The 17,900-nt window shown below is 51.1% G+C and carries 15 protein-coding genes; 10 read left to right on the plus strand and 5 right to left on the minus strand.

The window, feature by feature from the left end; translation table 11 throughout:
• Positions 1-2: 2 nt before the first annotated feature.
• From gcvP to FCN78_RS14285, 3 genes are all read left to right on the plus strand, one after another.
• The gene (gene gcvP / locus FCN78_RS14275; protein WP_077658974.1) at positions 3-2,867 is read left to right on the plus strand and encodes an aminomethyl-transferring glycine dehydrogenase; all 2,865 of its coding nucleotides are present in this window, start codon (positions 3-5) and stop codon (positions 2,865-2,867) included.
• A gap of 199 nt (positions 2,868-3,066) precedes the next feature.
• Positions 3,067-3,843, plus strand: a complete 777-nt coding sequence (locus FCN78_RS14280) for a substrate-binding periplasmic protein (RefSeq protein ID WP_131825563.1) — start codon at positions 3,067-3,069, stop codon at positions 3,841-3,843.
• Positions 3,844-3,969: 126 nt separating this feature from the next.
• Positions 3,970-4,143, plus strand: a complete 174-nt coding sequence (locus tag FCN78_RS14285) for a DUF6435 family protein (RefSeq protein ID WP_106407173.1) — start codon at positions 3,970-3,972, stop codon at positions 4,141-4,143.
• Here the strand turns inward: FCN78_RS14285 and FCN78_RS14290 are convergent.
• Positions 4,140-5,951 (minus strand): ABC transporter transmembrane domain-containing protein, encoded by a 1,812-nt coding sequence (locus tag FCN78_RS14290; RefSeq protein WP_077658972.1) that lies wholly within the window; start codon positions 5,949-5,951, stop codon positions 4,140-4,142. The genes FCN78_RS14285 and FCN78_RS14290 overlap by 4 nt on opposite strands.
• Positions 5,952-5,980: 29 nt before the next feature.
• A complete protein-coding gene (nsrR, locus tag FCN78_RS14295) occupies positions 5,981-6,406 on the minus strand; it encodes a nitric oxide-sensing transcriptional repressor NsrR (RefSeq protein ID WP_069360987.1) in 426 nt (141 codons plus the stop codon).
• Positions 6,407-6,514: 108 nt separating this feature from the next.
• Between nsrR and hmpA the strand changes: the two genes are divergently transcribed.
• The 3 genes from hmpA (at position 6,515) to arfB (ending at position 9,053) form a co-directional block, all read left to right on the plus strand.
• Positions 6,515-7,699 carry an NO-inducible flavohemoprotein gene (gene hmpA / locus FCN78_RS14300; protein WP_077658971.1) on the plus strand — a complete coding sequence of 395 codons (1,185 nt, stop codon included), beginning with the start codon at positions 6,515-6,517 and terminating at the stop codon, positions 7,697-7,699.
• 143 nt (positions 7,700-7,842) lie between these two features.
• A complete protein-coding gene (locus FCN78_RS14305; protein ID WP_077658970.1) occupies positions 7,843-8,538 on the plus strand; it encodes a pirin family protein in 696 nt (231 codons plus the stop codon).
• Between the two features lie 101 nt (positions 8,539-8,639).
• Entirely contained in the window at positions 8,640-9,053 is a 414-nt protein-coding gene (gene arfB, locus FCN78_RS14310) for an alternative ribosome rescue aminoacyl-tRNA hydrolase ArfB (protein WP_077658969.1), read from the plus strand.
• Between the two features lie 5 nt (positions 9,054-9,058).
• Here the strand turns inward: arfB and FCN78_RS14315 are convergent, their stop codons facing one another.
• Positions 9,059-10,060, minus strand: a complete 1,002-nt coding sequence (locus FCN78_RS14315) for a GGDEF domain-containing protein (protein WP_077520593.1) — start codon at positions 10,058-10,060, stop codon at positions 9,059-9,061.
• An 86-nt stretch (positions 10,061-10,146) separates the two neighbouring features.
• Between FCN78_RS14315 and FCN78_RS14320 the strand changes: the two genes are divergently transcribed.
• Complete coding sequence (locus tag FCN78_RS14320; RefSeq protein WP_077520590.1) at positions 10,147-11,196, plus strand: linear amide C-N hydrolase; 1,050 nt, start codon at positions 10,147-10,149, stop codon at positions 11,194-11,196.
• A gap of 108 nt (positions 11,197-11,304) precedes the next feature.
• Here the strand turns inward: FCN78_RS14320 and edd are convergent, their stop codons facing one another.
• Positions 11,305-13,098 carry a phosphogluconate dehydratase gene (edd, locus tag FCN78_RS14325; protein ID WP_077520588.1) on the minus strand — a complete coding sequence of 598 codons (1,794 nt, stop codon included), beginning with the start codon at positions 13,096-13,098 and terminating at the stop codon, positions 11,305-11,307.
• On the minus strand, positions 13,098-13,619 hold the full coding sequence (locus tag FCN78_RS14330; protein ID WP_077520585.1) for a gluconokinase: 522 nt from the start codon (positions 13,617-13,619) through the stop codon (positions 13,098-13,100). The genes edd and FCN78_RS14330 overlap by 1 nt, the downstream gene beginning before the upstream one ends.
• Positions 13,620-13,772: 153 nt before the next feature.
• Here FCN78_RS14330 and FCN78_RS14335 point away from each other — a divergent pair, with 153 nt between their 5' ends.
• From FCN78_RS14335 to FCN78_RS14345, 3 genes are all read left to right on the plus strand, one after another.
• Entirely contained in the window at positions 13,773-15,152 is a 1,380-nt protein-coding gene (locus tag FCN78_RS14335; protein ID WP_069360979.1) for a GntP family permease, read from the plus strand.
• Positions 15,153-15,161: 9 nt separating this feature from the next.
• Positions 15,162-15,770 carry a bifunctional 4-hydroxy-2-oxoglutarate aldolase/2-dehydro-3-deoxy-phosphogluconate aldolase gene (locus FCN78_RS14340; RefSeq protein WP_077520582.1) on the plus strand — a complete coding sequence of 203 codons (609 nt, stop codon included), beginning with the start codon at positions 15,162-15,164 and terminating at the stop codon, positions 15,768-15,770.
• A 159-nt stretch (positions 15,771-15,929) separates the two neighbouring features.
• The gene (locus FCN78_RS14345) at positions 15,930-17,855 is read left to right on the plus strand and encodes a RecQ family ATP-dependent DNA helicase (RefSeq protein WP_077658968.1); all 1,926 of its coding nucleotides are present in this window, start codon (positions 15,930-15,932) and stop codon (positions 17,853-17,855) included.
• Positions 17,856-17,900 lie beyond the last annotated feature (45 nt).

Genomic DNA, 17,900 nt, shown 5'->3' on the forward strand with positions numbered 1-17,900 from the left:
CCATGACGCAGACTCGTTTACTCGATAGCCTGGTGGCCGATAATGATTTTATCGCGCGCCATAATGGCCCCGATACCAATCAGAAAAATGCGATGTTAGCGGCGATCAACGCCACTAGCTTAGAGCACGTGATTGAAGAAACTGTCCCTGCTGACATCCGCTTACCTCAGCCCCTTAACCTCAGCGCCCCCAAAAGCGAAACCCAGATGCTGGCTGAGCTAAGTGACATTGCCGCGCAAAATACCATTAAGCGCAGCCTGATCGGCCAAGGTTACTATCACACACATACTCCACCGCCTATTTTACGCAATGTGTTGGAAAACCCGGGTTGGTACACGGCTTATACCCCGTATCAGCCCGAGATCTCGCAAGGCCGACTCGAATCCTTGCTGAACTTCCAGCAAATGGTGATGGACTTAACGGGGATGGATTTGGCCAACGCGTCGCTGCTCGACGAAGCCACCGCGGCTGCGGAAGCCATGACCCTGTGTAAGCGTGGCGGCAAGCACAAAGGCAACGCCTTTTTTGTTGCCAGCGACGTGCACCCACAAACCTTGGATGTGATTAAAACGCGCGCCAACTTCTTAGGCTTTGACATCATTGTTGATGACATCGACAAACTGAACCAGCACGACGTATTTGGCGCCCTGCTCCAGTACCCGGGCACCACGGGTGAAGTGCGCGATCTCAGCGCGCTGATCGCGGAAGCGCAAAGCAAGAAGACGCTGGTCGCGGTTGCTACCGATCTGCTTTCACTCACTTTGCTCAAAGCGCCGGGTGAAATGGGCGCGGATGTGGTGATTGGCTCCGCACAACGCTTTGGTGTACCCATGGGTTACGGTGGTCCACACGCCGCCTTTATGGCGACACGCGACAAGCTCAAACGCACCATGCCCGGCCGCGTGATTGGCGTATCGGTCGATAGCAAAGGCAATCAAGCTCTGCGCATGGCGATGCAAACGCGTGAGCAACATATTCGCCGTGAAAAAGCGACCTCCAATATTTGTACCGCTCAAGCCTTGCTCGCCAACATGGCCGCTTTTTACGCGGTGTATCACGGCCCTGAAGGCTTGAAGAAAATTGCTCGCCGAGTGCATCACCTCACCGCGCTATTCGCCAAATCGATACAAGCGGCTGGGTTGAGCCTTGCTCACGACAGCTTCTTTGATACCGTGACGCTCAACACAGGCGAGCAAACCGACGCCTTGTATCAAAAAGCACAGGATGCCGGCTTTAACTTGCGTAAATTAAATGGCCAACTGGGCGTGAGTTTCGATGAAGCGAGCACGCTGGCAGAGGTCAATCAATTGCTTACCGCGCTCACCGGTCAAGGCAATGCAGAAAGCGTGGCGAGCGATATTGAAGCCGATGAATTTGCCGCGATCCCTGCCGCATGCCGCCGCACCAGTGCATACCTAACGCACCCCGTCTTTAACCGCTATCACAGTGAAACCAAGCTGATGCGGTATATGAAGGCGTTGGAAAACAAAGACTTCTCCCTTACCCACGGTATGATCCCATTGGGCAGCTGTACCATGAAGCTGAATGCCGCGGCCGAGATGATCCCCGTCACCTGGCCAGAATTTGGTGCCCTGCACCCGTTTGTGCCATTGGAGCAAGCCAAAGGTTATCAAACACTGGGTAAATCACTGCGTGACATGCTGTGTGAAATCACCGGCTACGATGAGATCTCCATGCAACCCAACTCAGGTGCACAAGGGGAGTATGCGGGCTTAATCGCGATTCAGCGCTACCATGAAAGCCGTGGCGACAGTCACCGCAACGTGTGCTTGATCCCAAGCTCTGCCCACGGTACCAACCCTGCTTCCGCGGCGATGGTCTCGATGAAAGTGGTGGTAGTTGGCTGTGATGACGATGGCAACATCGACATTGACGATCTGAAAGCTAAAATCGACAAACATCGCGATGCGCTCTCATGCATTATGATCACCTATCCATCGACACATGGTGTGTACGAAGAAACCGTGCAGCAAGTGTGCGAGCTGGTACACGAGGCTGGCGGTCAAGTTTACTTGGATGGCGCCAACATGAATGCGCAAGTGGGGCTGACCACACCGGGCTACATTGGCTCAGACGTTTCGCACCTCAACCTGCACAAAACCTTCTGTATTCCCCACGGTGGTGGCGGCCCGGGCATGGGGCCAATTGGCGTGAAATCGCACCTTGCGCCTTTCCTCCCCGGTCATGTGGAGCAAGGTGACCAATTTGCCGTCTCAGCTGCACCAATGGGTAGCGCCTCGATTTTGCCTATTTCATGGGCGTACATTGCCATGATGGGTGAACAAGGCCTCACGCGCGCGACCGAGTTAGCGATTCTCAGTGCCAACTATGTGATGGAGCGTTTGCGCCCCTACTACCCCGTGCTTTATCGCGGTAAAAACGGACGCATTGCGCACGAATGTATTATCGACATTCGCCCACTCAAAGAGGCATCCGGCATCAGCGAAGAAGACATCGCCAAACGCTTGATGGATTATGGCTTCCACGCGCCGACCATGTCATTCCCGGTCGCGGGTACTCTGATGGTTGAACCGACCGAAAGTGAAAGCCAAGAAGAGTTGGATCGCTTCTGTGATGCCATGATTGCCATTCGCGAGGAAATTGCCAAGGTGCAAGACGGTGAGTGGACGCTGGAAGACAACCCATTGGTCAACGCGCCTCACACCCAAGCGGATCTGATGGCAGACGAGTGGTCTCACACCTATTCCCGTGAGCTGGCTTGCTTCCCATCCGCCCATAACAAGGCAAGCAAATACTGGCCATCGGTCAACCGTGTCGATAATGTCTACGGCGACCGCAACCTGATTTGCTCTTGCCCTAGCATTGAAAACTATATGGATGAGTAATCCACTAGTCACAGATAACCAAGTTAGAAACTAACTTGATAAACGAAAGGCGAGCCGCTCGGTTCGCCTTTTTTATTGCCCCGTTTTATCGGCTAATGTCGTTCTTCGCAACAGCCAGTCTTAGCGAAATTTTCTCCCGTCTTACTGCTTGCTGGCTAAACTTAAGGCAATACACCTTTTCACTGAGAGTGATTAAGCCTTGCTGAGTTCATGTCGACGCCCTGTTGTACGCGTGCTGTTGGTGATACTGCTGTTGGGAATGACCGGCTTGGTCCATGCGGCTACGCCAACTGTGCGTTTAGTCACGCTCGAATACCCGCCCTATATTCAGACTTCAGACGGCTCCCTTGATGGTGTGGCGGTACGAGTTGTACGCCAAACTTTTGCCAAGCTCGGTTATGATGTCGAGATTGAAGTGCTGCCATGGGCGCGAGCACTCTATCAGGTCCGAACTGGCTTAGCAGATGGCATATTCACCATTTTCAAAACATCTGAGCGCGAAGCGTTTCTCGATTACTCTCAGCAGGTTTTATTTCAACAAGGGATCCGCTTTGTTCATCGCCCCGATGTCAGTCTCTCTGAAGATGCGATTCAATCGTTCAATTTTGGCGCTTACTCCGTCTGTGTGATCAACCAAGTCAGTTACGGCAGCCGGATGGATGCTGCCTTGGCGCAAAATCAATTCGATCAGGTTTTCCGCCTGACTCGCGCACCACAGTGCCTTCGGATGTTGGAAAGTGGCCGAGCACGCTTGTGGCTCAGCAACCATTTTGGCGCACGCGCCCTGGTTAACCAGCTCGATATGAAGGATGTTGTCGAGATCAATCCCCATCCTATTGAAGACACCCCTAGTTACATTGCCTTTTCTAAAGCGCAAGAATTATCAGCCCTACGTGACCAATTTGATCAAGCGTTAGCAGACATGAAAGCCACCGGAGAGTACCAAGCGATCATTAATGACTTTTTTAATGATTAATCGCTGACATTCCTGCACAAGGTTTTATCGCGCACTCACTTTGAGCCGCTAAACAAAGGCCGCTTATCATCCAAGCCCACCCTTACACCGTAATGGAGCATGTCAGTTATCAACAAAGGACGCGACATGCTCTCATTTTTAAAGCCGAATCCGGTTAAAAAGCTTAAAAAGCAGTACGAAGCTAAGCAACAACAAGCCTTTCAGGCGCAGCGCAACGGCGACATCCGTGGTTATTCACTGCTCACCGAAGAAGCAGAAAAGATTGACAAACAAATCAAAGAATTAGAAAACAACGCTTAGCCATTTGAGACATGGCTAAACTGCCGTTTTATCAAGCGTTGGTACAGAGGGCAGCGTGCCAGCAGGTCGGTATGGCTGCCTACATCAACAAGCTTGCCTTGATCCATCACGACAATGCGGTCAGCATGCTGAATGGTCGATAAGCGGTGAGCGATAATCAAGGTAGTGCGGTCACGCATTAAAGCCGCCAAGCCTTGCTGAACCGCATGCTCACTTTCGCTATCAAGGGCGCTGGTGGCTTCATCGAGCAATAAAATTCGCGGGTCCTTGAGAATCGCGCGGGCAATCGCGATTCGCTGCCGTTGCCCACCCGAAAGCCGCACGCCTCGCTCACCCAAAAAGCTGTTGTAGCCGTCCGGTAATTGCTGAATAAACCCATCGGCGTGCGCTTGAATCGCCGCCGCTTTGACGGCGTGCTCACTGGCGCCTGGCCTGCCGTAGCGAATATTGCCTATTACATCATCGCTAAACAGAGCGGGTTGTTGTGGCACCAGTGCCATTTGTTGGCGCAACGCTTGCGGGGATAAGCGACGAATATCTTGCCCGCCCAGCCTAATCGCGCCTGACTGCGGATCATAAAAGCGTTGCAGTAATTCAAATACGGTGGTTTTTCCCGCCCCCGACGGTCCGACTAAGGCGACGACTTCACCGGGCTGAATCACAAGGCTCAACGCATCAATCGCTGCTTGATGGGGACGCGTGGGATAATGAAAGTGCACCGCTTCAAAACGAATATCGTTGCTTAATGATTGGGCATCGACACTCAGCGAGGTGGCGGGAGTACGAATATGGCTTTGCACGTGTAAAAGCTCCACCAAGCGCTCTGTTGCGCCTGCCGCGCGCTGCAACTCCCCCATCACTTCCGACAAGGTGGCCATGGAAGAGGCAACCATGATGGCGAAAAATACAAAGGCGCCCAAATCGCCTGCCGATATGGTGCCTTGAATCACATCGCGCCCGCCGACCCATAACATGCCGGTAATAGCGCTGAACACAATCACGATCACGCCAGAAATAAGAATGGCTCTTTGTTTTACGCGCTCGCGTCCGATGTGATATGCACGCTCCACCTCTTGCCCAAAGGCGGCTTTGGCGTGATCTTCTACCGCGAAGCTTTGCACGGTTTTAATATTGGTGATGGCTTCGCCGGCATAGCTGCCTACATCCGCCATCGAATCTTGGCTTTGCCGCGACAACGCCCGCACACGACGGCCATAGATAAGTATTGGCACCAAAATAAATGGTACGGAGGCCAGCACAATCAAGGTCAGTTTAATATTGGTGGCAAACAGCATGATGATCGCGCCCACACACATCAGCGCACTGCGCATCGCCATGGAAAAAGAGGAGCCAATGATGTTTTGCAGCAGGCTGGTATCTGTGGTGATCCGCGACATGATTTCGCCACTGCCGTGGGTTTCAAAATAGCTCGGATGCAAGCCAATTACATGATCAAACACCGCTTGGCGAATATCGGCACTGACCCGCTCACCCACTGACGACACCAAATAGAAGCGGAAGAAGGTGCCAATCGCGATTAATACCGTGATCAGCAAAATAAACTGTACCGCATTCCCCAGCTCAACCAGTGATTGCTGTGCAAAGCCTTGGTCGATCAAAAGCCGAACGCCGTGTCCGACCGACAGCGTTAACGATGCAGTAAACACCAAGGCCAACAAGGCCGCACTCACTTGCCAGCGATAAGGACGAATAAACGCAATCAGCTCCCACAGAACCGTCAGATTTTTACTGTTGCGATTTGAGGCAGATGGTGTCGAAGCTGTGTGTGTTGAAGCGGAATTGGCCATAAGCTCTACTTAGTGCTGTCCTTGCACATTTAGGGGCGGGTGAGCAGGATCATTAACTCGCGATTGTCGTTGATAAGCGCATCGATGGTGCATGCATCCAACTCCTCTAAAAAGGCTTGCTTGGCTTTTGCTAAGCGCTCTTTTAAACGGCACGCTGGGGTGATATGACAAAACTCAACCGAGCAATTGACGAGTTCCAACGGTTCAAGGTCGCGTACCACTTGCCCCACCGTGATCGCGGTCGGCGCTTGCAGTAGACGAATCCCCCCGTTCTTCCCGCGCACCGTTTGAATATATCCTAACTGCCCTAAACGGTTGATGACTTTCACCATATGATTGCGCGACACCCCAAACAAGCGTGTCACCTCGGTAATGTTGGTGAGCTCACCCTCTGGCAAGGAAGCCAGAAAAATCAAGGTGCGAAGTCCGTAATCTGTAAAGCTGGTTAGTTGCATGTGCGCCTCTTGCTGCTTGGCCGAATTGTAAGTCTTCTATTGATTAAAAGATATATTTGAGATACAACTTAAAACATGCATTAAATATACATGTTTAGAGAGATGCTGATGTTAAGCCAACAAACCATTGATATTGTTAAATCAACTGCCCCTGTACTCGCCGAAACTGGCCCGAAGCTGACAACCCACTTTTACCAAAGACTGTTCCACCATCACCCCGAGTTAAAGGATATTTTTAACCTCCGCCACCAGCAAAATGGCGATCAGCGGGAAGCACTGTTTAACGCGATTTGTGCCTATGCACAGAACATTGACAACTTGCCTGCTTTACTGGGTGCGGTAGAGAAGATTGCTCACAAACATACCAGCTTGCTGGTCCAAGCTGAGCACTATCCGATTGTCGGTCAGCATTTATTGGCTACCATTGATGAGCTACTTTCACCGGGACAAGCCGTGCTCGATGCGTGGGCTGAAGCCTACCAAGTGCTCGCGGATGTATTTATCGCCAAAGAGCAGCAGCTTTATGAAGGTAGCCACGCCCAAATCGGTGGCTGGCAAGGGCAGCGAGCCTTTACTTTGATTGAAAAACGTCCTGAAAGTGAACAGGTCACCAGTTTTGTGTTTGCCCCTCAAGATGGTCAGCCCGTCGCGCCTTTTACGGCCGGGCAATATATTGGCATTGTCGTTAATCATACCGGCTTTGAACATCAAGAAATTCGCCAATACAGTTTGTCACATGCGCCTAACGGCCAGCATTATCAGATCTCGGTAAAACGGGAACCACAAGGTCAGGTCTCCAATTACTTACATGATGAGTTGGCCGTTGGTGGCACTGTGATGCTCACCCCACCGGCCGGCGATCTCAAACTGAACGTGGATCAAGATACACCCGTGGTATTAATTTCTGGCGGGGTGGGCGTAACGCCAATGTTGGCGATGTTACAAAGCCTGACCGAACATGACGCGCCCGTCACTTGGCTGCATGCTACCGAGAACAGCAAACTGCATGCTTTCAATCATTCTGTCCGCACCCTCGCGCGTCAGCACGCGCATATTCAGACGCACATTTGGTATAACCAACCTCAACCCACGGATACGCTTGGACAAGACTTTGATCATACCGGATGGATGGATCTCACTGCGGTGAGCAATACGTTCAGCCCAGCCACGGTACAGGTATATCTCTGCGGCCCTGTTGGCTTTATGGGTCATATTCAAACTCAACTCCGAGACCTTGGCGTCCCTGACGAACACTTCCATTATGAGTGCTTTGGGCCACATAAAACCTTGTAGTGCGTTATTAAGCTAGGATTATTCAACTTTTTAGAACAAGATGCTCAATGTTACGCCGTGTTCGCACGGCGTTTTTGTTTATACACTGCAGCTATTGTTCAGCGTCACCGCTGTTCAACATCGAGTCAGTGAGGAGAAGCATTATGATTACCGTCCGTCATGCCAGCGATCGCGGTCAGGCCAACTTTGGCTGGCTACAAAGCCGCCATACTTTTTCATTTGGTAGCTATTACGATCCTCATCATATGGGCTTCTCTGCACTGCGTGTGATCAATGATGATATCGTCTCGCCCGCCGCAGGCTTTGATACCCACGGACACCGTGATATGGAAATCATCAGTCTGGTGCTGGAAGGGGAAATAGAGCACAAAGACAGTCAAGGCAACCGACAAACCCTACCGGCTGGCGAGTTCCAACTGATGTCGGCTGGGCGTGGTATTTATCATAGCGAGTATAATGCCTCATCAACCCAAGCCTTGCGCTTTCTACAAATTTGGATTGAGCCCAATGAGCAAGGTGGGGAGCCGGGTTATCAGCAAAAAGATTTTGGTAAGCAGGCTGGCTCTACCATCATCGCGACCCCAACTGGGGAAGATGGCACCTTACGCATCAAACAAGATGCGCGTTTGCTACAGCTGATTCTGCCGCCCAGTGAATCGGTTACCTTGTCATTGGAGGCAGGACGCCATGCCTATGTGCATCAGGTCGCGGGCACGCTCGACGTTGAAACGACATCTCTGGCCCCCGGCGATGGCGCAAAAATTGAAGATGTCCCTCATCTAACCTTCAGCAATAAGGGCAACGAAACCAGTCAAGCACTGGTATTTGATCTCCCCTAACGTGATGACTCACCAACCAGCCGCCCTGGCCTGCCGGTCTATTTGCGCCACAGGCCTTACTCTGTGTACACTGCGCTCTTTCTTCATGCATAAGAGGTTGTATGCTCACCCTATCGAATAAGGTGGCGATTCCCGACAATGAGATTGAGCTCACGGCCATTCGCGCCGCAGGGAAAGGCGGGCAAAACGTCAACAAAGTATCGAGCGCCATCCATCTACGCTTTGATATCCAAGCCTCGTCGCTGCCTGATGCCTACAAAGCCAGATTAATGGCTCTGTCTGATTCGCGCATCTCCAAAGAGGGCGTCGTGGTGATAAAAGCGCAAAACTACCGCACCCAAGAGCTAAACCGAGAGGATGCGCTAGAGCGCTTGCAAGCATTGATCAAAGCCGCGATGGTAGAGCAGAAAAAACGTACACCCACTAAACCCACCAAGGCTTCACAGCGACGCCGCGTGGATGCTAAAAAACGTAAGAGCCAAACCAAAGCCCTGCGTGGCAAAGTGGCGCCTTAACCCTTTCACGCCACCACTTTATTCCGACCACCCGCTTTAGCCGCATACAAATTCGCATCTGCTTGGCGATTGATTTCTTGCGCACATTTTGATGCCTCGCTTTGCGTGACCCCGATACTGACCGTAACTGGAATGGCGCGCTGCTGATAAAAAATGGGGGTTTTCGCAATACGCTTGCGGATTCGCTCTGCCACCGCCAACGCATCATGGTGAGAAACACCCTCTAAAAGAAGGCAAAACTCCTCACCACCTTGCCGGAATACATTGTCACTCCCCGCGACGTCGACCATGGTGTTCACCACCGCTTGCAACACAATATCGCCGCCATCGTGGCCATATTCATCATTAACCGCTTTAAAATGATCAATATCCAGCACCAAAAGATGAAACTCGGCCTGCTGATCTTGTAACGCTTGATAGCGATGCTTTAACGCGAGGCGGTTATTAGCTCCGGTTAGCGGATCACAAGTCGCCAGTTTACTCAGTTTGTTTTCCGCCAGTACGCGATTAATTTCATAGGCATGCGAGACAACGGCAATGGTGACGTAACAAAACGAAAAGTTAAGCATCATGGTTATCATGTCGAAATACTGCTCAGTATCAAACTGAAAAGCGATATTAACCATTTGGATGAGAAATAAAGACACGGTAGCCAAAAACCCCGCTTTGTGCCCTAACAGTAGGTAATAAATAATAGGGAACACTAACGTCCAGAAGAACACGCCAGTGTCCGTTGGCTTCAAAACCGTTCCCGCTATCACCAATACCGTCAGACTGACCGACATAATGTATTTGTGGCCATTAAAAATGGTCGTCTTAGAGGTTTGTCGATACACGTGCCAAGAGTAAAGCGCGTACAGCATCACAAATGACGCATAGACATAGCTTTGACTAACAAGAATATTACCGATCGCCACCAAGACTGCTAAACCACCCACTCCCAGGCTTAATCCTTTAAGCACTTTGAGGCGCAACCGAGAACTGCTGTTGAGCTCACTCACTTCCATTGTTCATTCTCATATAGGCCAATTTTTTAACATCAGCTATCATAGCCTGGATTGATTAACATGTTAATAACAAAGGCATCAATGGTATGTGCACACGCATCTTTAATAACCTTAATCCACAATATCCTATCACTGCGCGCAACATGGACTGGTTTTGGCCCATTAATACCTATCTCTATCGTTTCCCAAAAGGTATGAAAAGTCGAGGACTGGACGCGAAGTCTGCTAGCCAGCTCGGTATTCGTAAGCAGCAGGTACTACAATGGCGCTCGGAATACGCAAGCCTGGTCACTGTCATGGGTAGTGACAAGCAAGGTTATGCCGCAGTGGACGGCCTCAACGAAGCCGGATTAGCCGTGAATGGCCTATATGATTCAGATGTCAGTTACGGGCCGGCAACCGGAGACGGACAATTTTTGAGTGCTAACCGCTGGGTGCAGTTTGTATTGGATTGTTTTGCCAACGTTCATCAAGCGATTCAGTTTTTTACTTCAAACACGATCACCATCGTTTCAGAGCGCTTACCTGATACATCGGAAACCGACTCCCATTTGCACCTATCACTCTCCGATGCTGACGGAAATGCCGGAGTTATCGAAGTGCGAGACGGCGTTTTTCAACTCTATGAAAGCCATGACGATACCGTTGTCACTAACCAACCCGACTATAAAACGCAACAAACGCTGAAGGCTTACTGGACTTATGCATGGGGACTTGACCCCAAGAATCCTATTGCTCACCCTGTTTATTCAGCTCCTGGCGGCAACAGTGCTACGCAACGTTTTGAGCGAGCCAGCTATTACTTAACCTTTAGCCAGCCCGCGCAAAACCAGCGTGAAGCGGTTTATCAAGCACGTTCGCTCGTAGCTACGTGCTCCGTTCCTGTTAATTTTAACCCTTATCACACAGAAAAAGCGTCTTACACCATTTGGACCAATGTGGCTGATCATCGTCAGCACGTTTATTACCTTGCCAACACCTTGACCATGGATAGCGTATGGATACACTTTTCACCGGACCACCATAACTGTCAGCGACTGCAACTCCAAAAAGAAAAATCGACAGAGTCCGTCTGCCCGGTTCAATCGGGTGATGTGAGTCGCTACCTCACACTATGCGAGAACCCGTTTGTATAAAGCAAATAGGGAAAAATGTCTCAAGATATCGCCTCTCGACTTTATTCTCCCTACAATTCTTCTTCGCGGAATGGTGACAGCGCATAAGCATCTCGGCTTGCTGGGCGATCACGGAATTAAATAGGTCGCCCCCTCGTCAGCGCGTGACACCTGCTGACGCGCAGCTGCAAACCAATCACGTCCCCATGTATTGGTCGCTTGGGGCGGTTCTGCCACAGGACGCTGGGAGAAGTCAGCATCGCAGGTCAATATGCCAGTATTGGCGTCTAATGTGATCAGATCGCCGTCTTGAATGGACGCCAGCGCACCGCCATGCATGGCTTCCGGACAAACATGCAAAGCCGCAGGGACTTTGCCTGACGCGCCGGATAACCGGCCATCTGTTACCAATGCGACCTGATAACCCATTTTTTGCACATTGCCGAGAATAGGCATGAGTTTATGAAGTTCTGGCATGCCATTGGCGGCGGGGCCATTAAAGCGCACCACTACCACTACATCGTGGTTGAGTTCACCATCTTGATAAGCCCGTTCGACCTCGTGCTGACAATCAAATACGCGTGCGGGCGCACAAACTACGCGATGCGCGGGGTCAACCGCGGAGACTTTGATCACCGCGTTGCCCATATTGCCAGATAGCATGCGTAATCCACTGGTTGAGCTGAAATACGAGCCGGGAGCAGCTATCACCCCTGTGTCGGTTGATGGTGTGGCGGCTTCCCAAACAAGCTGCCCCTGATCTAATCGTGGAGTAGTCAATTGGTCGCTAAATTGGCCAACGGCAGGCAAGGTATCGGCATGCAATAACCCTAGCGCATGTAAGTGAGTCATCAGAGTGGGGACGCCTCCGGCCGCTTCAAAAGCATTAATATCAGCCGGGCCGTTAGGATACATTCGAGTCAATAAGGGAACCACATGGGATAACGCATCAATATCTTCCCACGTTAGTTTAATCCCTGCTGCCCGCGCCATGGCCACCAAATGGATGGTATGGTTGGTGCTGCCGCCTGAAGCCAACAACGCGACCACGCCATTAATAACGCTTTTTTCCGTCACCACATCGGCGAGGGCTCGGAATGTCGCACTTCCCGTACACTGGGATGCTAACGCTGTCGCAGCATAGCAAGTCAACGCTTGGCGCAACGCCGAGTTAGGGGCGACAAACGCAGCGCCGGGAAGGATTAATCCCATAGCTTCAAGCACCAGTTGATTGGTGTTGGCCGTGCCGTAGAAGGTGCAGGTCCCTTGGCTGTGATAAGCCTGACATTCCATCGCCAATAATGCCTCTTTTCCGATGTCACCGGCTGCATATGCTTGACGCACGGCCACTTTTTCCTCGTTGGTTGAGCCCGTGGGCATCGGGCCAGAGGGCACAAATAACGTCGGTAAGTGTGCATAGGTAAGCGCGCCCATCAGTTGCCCCGGCGCAATTTTATCGCATACGCCAAGCAACAGTGTGGCATCGTACACATTATGACTTAACGATATCGCAGTTGCCTGAGCAATCACATCACGTGAAAACAACGACATCTCCATCCCTGGCTGGCCTTGCGTCACCCCATCACACATCGCAGGCACACAGCCTGCCACTTGCGCCGTGTGGCCCAATGGCTGCAAGGCGGCTTTGATCTGATCAGGGTAGTAAGCATAAGGTGCGTGAGCGCTAAGCATGTCGTTATAGGCACTGATAATCGCCACATTGGCAGTGGTCATATCCAGCATCTGCTGTTTGTCTTGCTGGCACGATGCGGCGACCGCATGCGCGATGTTGCCACAAGACAAGCTTGCTCGCGTCTTACCTGCCTCGACTTGCCACTGGGTTTGGCGTAAAAATGCGGTGCGCGCAGATTCGCTGCGTTGGCGTAGCTCGTTAGTCACCGCCTCAACTTTAGGATGCATCATCAAGCTACCTCTTGGTTACGAATAATGAGACACGCGGCGTACTTTGTTAAGGATTCGATGTCTCGGTTGATATCAACAGAAATCACGTCTGATTCAATACCCGTCGGTTTTTCTAAAGCGGCAAATTGACTGTCAAGCATTTCGGTTCTCATGAAGTGGCCTTTACGCGCTCGCAAACGTTCAAGAATTAACTCATAGCTACCATCTAGAAAAAGAAAAGTGACGCTCTTATTTCCCTCTCGAAGCCTGTCCCGGTATTGACGTCTAAGGGCAGAGCAAACGATGACACCGAATTCATTTTTTTGCTCCAAACTAAACGCGACATCACGGATCCTCTCAAGCCAAGGCTCCCGGTCTTTATCGTTGAGGGGGTGTCCTAATGCCATTTTCTCGATATTTGCGCGAGGGTGTAAGTCATCACCATCGATAAACTTGGCCCCCAAATGCTGTGCCAACTTCGCACCTAGGGTACTTTTTCCACAACCACTCACGCCCATCACAATCACACTACCCATTTCCATACCGACTCCTTAGCGAGATTTTAACTAGATCTCATTTTTGGTCATGCATTCAATAATTGTCTTTATCTTAGTGTGGTTACCGGTAACATGTTACCGGTAACTTTTAACTTTGTGACGTTTAACACAAAACATCTTGGTATGAAGAGGTGAGCCATGGAACTACTCGCACAAAGCCCTGAACCCACCACCTTACTCTTGATAGCATTGGGCGCTATCGCGTTGTTATTACTCCTAATAATGAAGCTTAAGGTACATGCTTTTGCATCGCTGACGTTGGTCAGCTTGGCCACAGCACTCACCACCGGAATCCCTATCGATAACGTGGTGCCAACCATGATGACGGGTTTTGGCAATACCCTCGCGTCGGTTGCCTTACTCGTCGGGCTGGGTGCCATGATAGGCAAAATTCTCGAAGTCACCGGCGGTGCAAATGTCTTGGCCGATACACTGATCGCTCGGTTTGGCGAAGCCCGTGCCCCGCTAGCACTCGGTATTGCCTCTTTACTGTTTGGCTTTCCTATCTTTTTCGACGCGGGGCTGATTGTGATGATGCCAATCATGTTTAGCGTCGCAAAACGCTTAGGTGGCTCACCGATAAAATACGCCCTACCTGTCGCAGGGGCATTTGCGGTTATGCATACCTTTGTCCCCCCACATCCCGGCCCCGTTGCTGCCTCAGATTTACTTGGCGCAGACATGGGCCTACTCTTGGTGGTCGGGCTCCTGGTTTCGTTTCCTACTTGGTATTTGGGTAGCTACTTGTTTGGCCTGTATGCCGGCAAGAAATTCAACATCCCACTCGCGAAAGCGTTTTTAAACACCGAGGTCATGTTTAAAAGCAAAAAGGATTACCCCGCCTTTTCAACTGTATTGATGATTTTATTGCTCCCTGTACTGCTTATTTTCCTCGATACGGGTCTGAACGCACTCAGTGTCGCGGGTATGGTTAACGGGGAAAGCACTTGGGTCGGTTTTTTGCGTATGCTGGGTAAAACTCCAGTTGCACTGCTCATCACCCTATTGACCTGTTTGTTGGTCTTTGGCCAAAAACTGGGTAAGAGTAAAATGGAAAAACTGTGTACCGATTCGTTAGCGCCAATTTGTGCGGTGATTTTGGTCACTGGCGCGGGCGGCATGTTTGGTGGCGTCTTGCGCGCGAGCGGTATCGGTCAAGCACTCGCCACCATGCTGTCAGACACGGGCATGCCGATAATATTGGCAGCATTTGTGATTGCTACCTGCTTGCGCGTTGCACAAGGCTCTGCCACCGTTGCTCTCACCACCACAGCAGCACTCATCGCGCCTACGGTGTCGCACACTGTGGGTTTATCTCAATTGGATTTATGTTTTATTGTCATCGCGATTGCAGGTGGAGCCACCGTTTTATCGCATTTCAACGACTCGGGCTTTTGGTTGGTGTCGCGCCTGCTCGAAATGGATGAAAAAACCACACTTAAAACTTGGACTGTGATGGAAACCCTGCTCGGAACCATCGCGTTTGTTATCGTTGCGCTATTAAGCATTTTACTGTAAGGGACCCCCATGACTGAACTGAATCAACGCCTTAAGGCAATTCGCATCGTGCCAGTGATTGCGATTAACAATGCGGATGATGCCGTGCCGCTTGCCAAAACCTTGGTAGATAATGGTCTACCGTGCGCTGAAGTTACCTTTCGCACTGACGCGGCTGCCCGTGCTATTCGTCTCATGCGCGATGCGTACCCCGATATGCTCATAGGTGCGGGTACGGTACTCACCACTACCCAAGTCGACGCTGCGATTGACGCAGGCGCCGATTTTATTGTCAGCCCTGGGCTCAACCCCACCACAGTGAAACATTGCCAGCAACGCGGCATTCCTATCATCCCCGGTATCAATAACCCCAGTTTAGTCGAGCAAGCCATGGAACTTGGGCTTGATACGTTGAAGTTTTTCCCCGCGGAAGCGTCGGGCGGCATTGCGATGTTAAAAGCATTATCTGCCGTGTACCCCGTCAGCTTCATGCCAACCGGCGGCGTGAGTGAGGCGAATGTGAGTGATTATCTCGCGTTGCCCTCGGTGCTCGCATGCGGCGGCACCTGGATGGTGCCCGGCAAGTTGATTGATGAGCAAAGGTGGGATGAGATCGCGGCACTGATTGAGGCGCTGTGATAGCTCTCGCATCCGTTAAGAAAAGATCGGCCCCACTTATTGAAGATAATGGGGCCGCTCGCACGCATACCGCCTGTGCTTGCAACCTCGGCACATAGCCGATACCTTTTCCCGCCTGTTCAAAAACAGACACTGGGTTAAAAATAGGGGAAAGACGGTATGTTGGCACAAGCACTTGAGCACGTTTTTGGGTTTTCATCATTTCGGGCAGGACAAGAGTCGGTGATTTCTCAGATAATGCAAGGGGAGTCGGCCTGTGCGATTTTTCCTACCGGTGCGGGTAAGTCATTGTGCTATCAACTACCCGCCACGCAACTGCCCCACTTAACCCTAGTGATTTCACCTTTGCTAGCATTAATGCATGATCAAATCGCATTTATGCGCCGCAAAGGCATTGCCGCCGCTACCATTGATTCCACACAGACTCCCGAGCAAACTAAACAAGTGATGGAGCAGATCCGTCGCGGCGACATCAAAGTCCTGATGATTTCGGTCGAACGGTTAAACAACGAACGCTTTCGCCAATTTATTGCCCCCATCCCGATCTCTTTATTGGTCGTAGATGAAGCACACTGCATCTCTGAGTGGGGCCACAATTTTCGCCCCGATTATCTCAAACTCCCCGCCTACCGAGAGCAGTTGAATATTCCACAGGTGTTGCTTCTCACCGCAACTGCGACGCCGGCAGTGGTTGAAGACATGCAGCGAAAGTTTGCGATTTCGTCAAATAACACCACGTTAACCGGCTTTTATCGTCCTAACCTACACCTGAATGTGGTCGCCGTGGAAGAGGCGCAAAAACAACAAGCGCTAATTAAGCAGTTGCAGCCCGACCCCCATTTACCAACTGTCATTTATGTCACCCAGCAGCAGACCGCGGAGAATATCGCCGAGTGGCTACAAACCCAGCATATCCCCGCGACCGCTTACCATGCCGGCATGAATCACGAGACGCGTGTATCAATACAAGAGGCATTTATGTCGGGCCGTGCGCCGTGTATTGTCGCGACCATCGCTTTTGGGATGGGCGTCGATAAGGTGGACATCCGGCGTGTCATCCATTTTGACTTACCTAAATCAATCGAAAACTATAGCCAAGAAATTGGCCGCGCGGGACGAGACGGAGAAAACGCTACGTGCACTGTGCTCGCCAACCAATCTAGCCTGAATGTGCTGGAAAACTTTATCTATGGCGATACACCCGACAAGGCAGCGATTCAGGGCGTACTGGAGGATATAAAACAAGCGGGTCAACAATGGGAAGTTATGCTGCACAGCCTGTCACGGACGTATAATATTCGCCTTTTACCGCTTAAAACCTTGCTGGTTTATTTAGAAATGGCCGGCGTGATCACCAGCCAATACAGTTACTTTGCCGATGTGAAGTTCCAATGTGTTGCGTCGCCAGACACCATTACGGCTAAATTTCAGGGTGAGCGGCGCGAATTTGTAGCCCAGCTATTTGCATGCGCAGTCAAAGCCAAAACCTGGTACAAGATGGATTTCCAACAACTGTGGCAACGCTTTGGGGCAGAAAGAAAGCGCGCGTTAAAAGCACTGGAATATTTTCATGAACAAGGTTGGCTGTCACTTGCCACCCAACAAGCCACGCAAGTCTTTTCGGTCAGCTCCCATGAGATTGATGTTCAAGCGCAGGCCGAACAATTACATCACCTTTTTGCTAAAAAGGAAGAGAGCGAACTGGCCCGCATCAACCAATTACTGGCTTTATTGGCCTCTTCAACCTGTATTAGTCAGCGCCTTGCCGACTACTTTGGTGATCGCGACGCACCAACTACCTGTGGTCACTGCTCGGTATGCCAAGGACATATTGCTCATTTACCTCCCCGTCCTGAGTTACCCGCGATCGACGTGCAAGCATTATCATCATGGTGTCAGCACTTTGCCGCCGCTTGCGATGAAACGCCAAGCCACGCGGCGACCACGCGCTTTTTACTCGGTCTATCTTCGCCGCTCCATACCAAAATCAAAGCGAAGACAATACCCGGTTTTGGCGCCCTCGCGTCGTATCCGTTTCAAACAGTCAACGCTCATGTCCTCGCTGAGCACGGAGCCAAACAGTAACGGATAACAATGTGGTGCATCGGCAGCTTGGCAACGCCCGGTGCG

The sequence above is a fragment of the Salinivibrio kushneri genome, assembly GCF_005280275.1.
In the GTDB taxonomy this organism is placed as follows: domain Bacteria; phylum Pseudomonadota; class Gammaproteobacteria; order Enterobacterales; family Vibrionaceae; genus Salinivibrio; species Salinivibrio kushneri.

What these genes read in the sequence shown, in the direction of transcription:
- nsrR (WP_069360987.1), bottom strand. Translation starts at nt 6,406, where the DNA reads ATGCAACTAACCAGCTTTACAGATTACGGACTTCGCACCTTGATTTTT.
- hmpA (WP_077658971.1), top strand. Translation starts at nt 6,515, where the DNA reads ATGTTAAGCCAACAAACCATTGATATTGTTAAATCAACTGCCCCTGTA.
- gcvP (WP_077658974.1), top strand. Translation starts at nt 3, where the DNA reads ATGACGCAGACTCGTTTACTCGATAGCCTGGTGGCCGATAATGATTTT.
- FCN78_RS14285 (WP_106407173.1), top strand. Translation starts at nt 3,970, where the DNA reads ATGCTCTCATTTTTAAAGCCGAATCCGGTTAAAAAGCTTAAAAAGCAG.
- FCN78_RS14335 (WP_069360979.1), top strand. Translation starts at nt 13,773, where the DNA reads ATGGAACTACTCGCACAAAGCCCTGAACCCACCACCTTACTCTTGATA.
- FCN78_RS14320 (WP_077520590.1), top strand. Translation starts at nt 10,147, where the DNA reads ATGTGCACACGCATCTTTAATAACCTTAATCCACAATATCCTATCACT.
- edd (WP_077520588.1), bottom strand. Translation starts at nt 13,098, where the DNA reads ATGATGCATCCTAAAGTTGAGGCGGTGACTAACGAGCTACGCCAACGC.
- arfB (WP_077658969.1), top strand. Translation starts at nt 8,640, where the DNA reads ATGCTCACCCTATCGAATAAGGTGGCGATTCCCGACAATGAGATTGAG.
- FCN78_RS14315 (WP_077520593.1), bottom strand. Translation starts at nt 10,060, where the DNA reads ATGGAAGTGAGTGAGCTCAACAGCAGTTCTCGGTTGCGCCTCAAAGTG.
- FCN78_RS14290 (WP_077658972.1), bottom strand. Translation starts at nt 5,951, where the DNA reads ATGGCCAATTCCGCTTCAACACACACAGCTTCGACACCATCTGCCTCA.
- FCN78_RS14345 (WP_077658968.1), top strand. Translation starts at nt 15,930, where the DNA reads ATGTTGGCACAAGCACTTGAGCACGTTTTTGGGTTTTCATCATTTCGG.
- FCN78_RS14330 (WP_077520585.1), bottom strand. Translation starts at nt 13,619, where the DNA reads ATGGAAATGGGTAGTGTGATTGTGATGGGCGTGAGTGGTTGTGGAAAA.
- FCN78_RS14305 (WP_077658970.1), top strand. Translation starts at nt 7,843, where the DNA reads ATGATTACCGTCCGTCATGCCAGCGATCGCGGTCAGGCCAACTTTGGC.
- FCN78_RS14340 (WP_077520582.1), top strand. Translation starts at nt 15,162, where the DNA reads ATGACTGAACTGAATCAACGCCTTAAGGCAATTCGCATCGTGCCAGTG.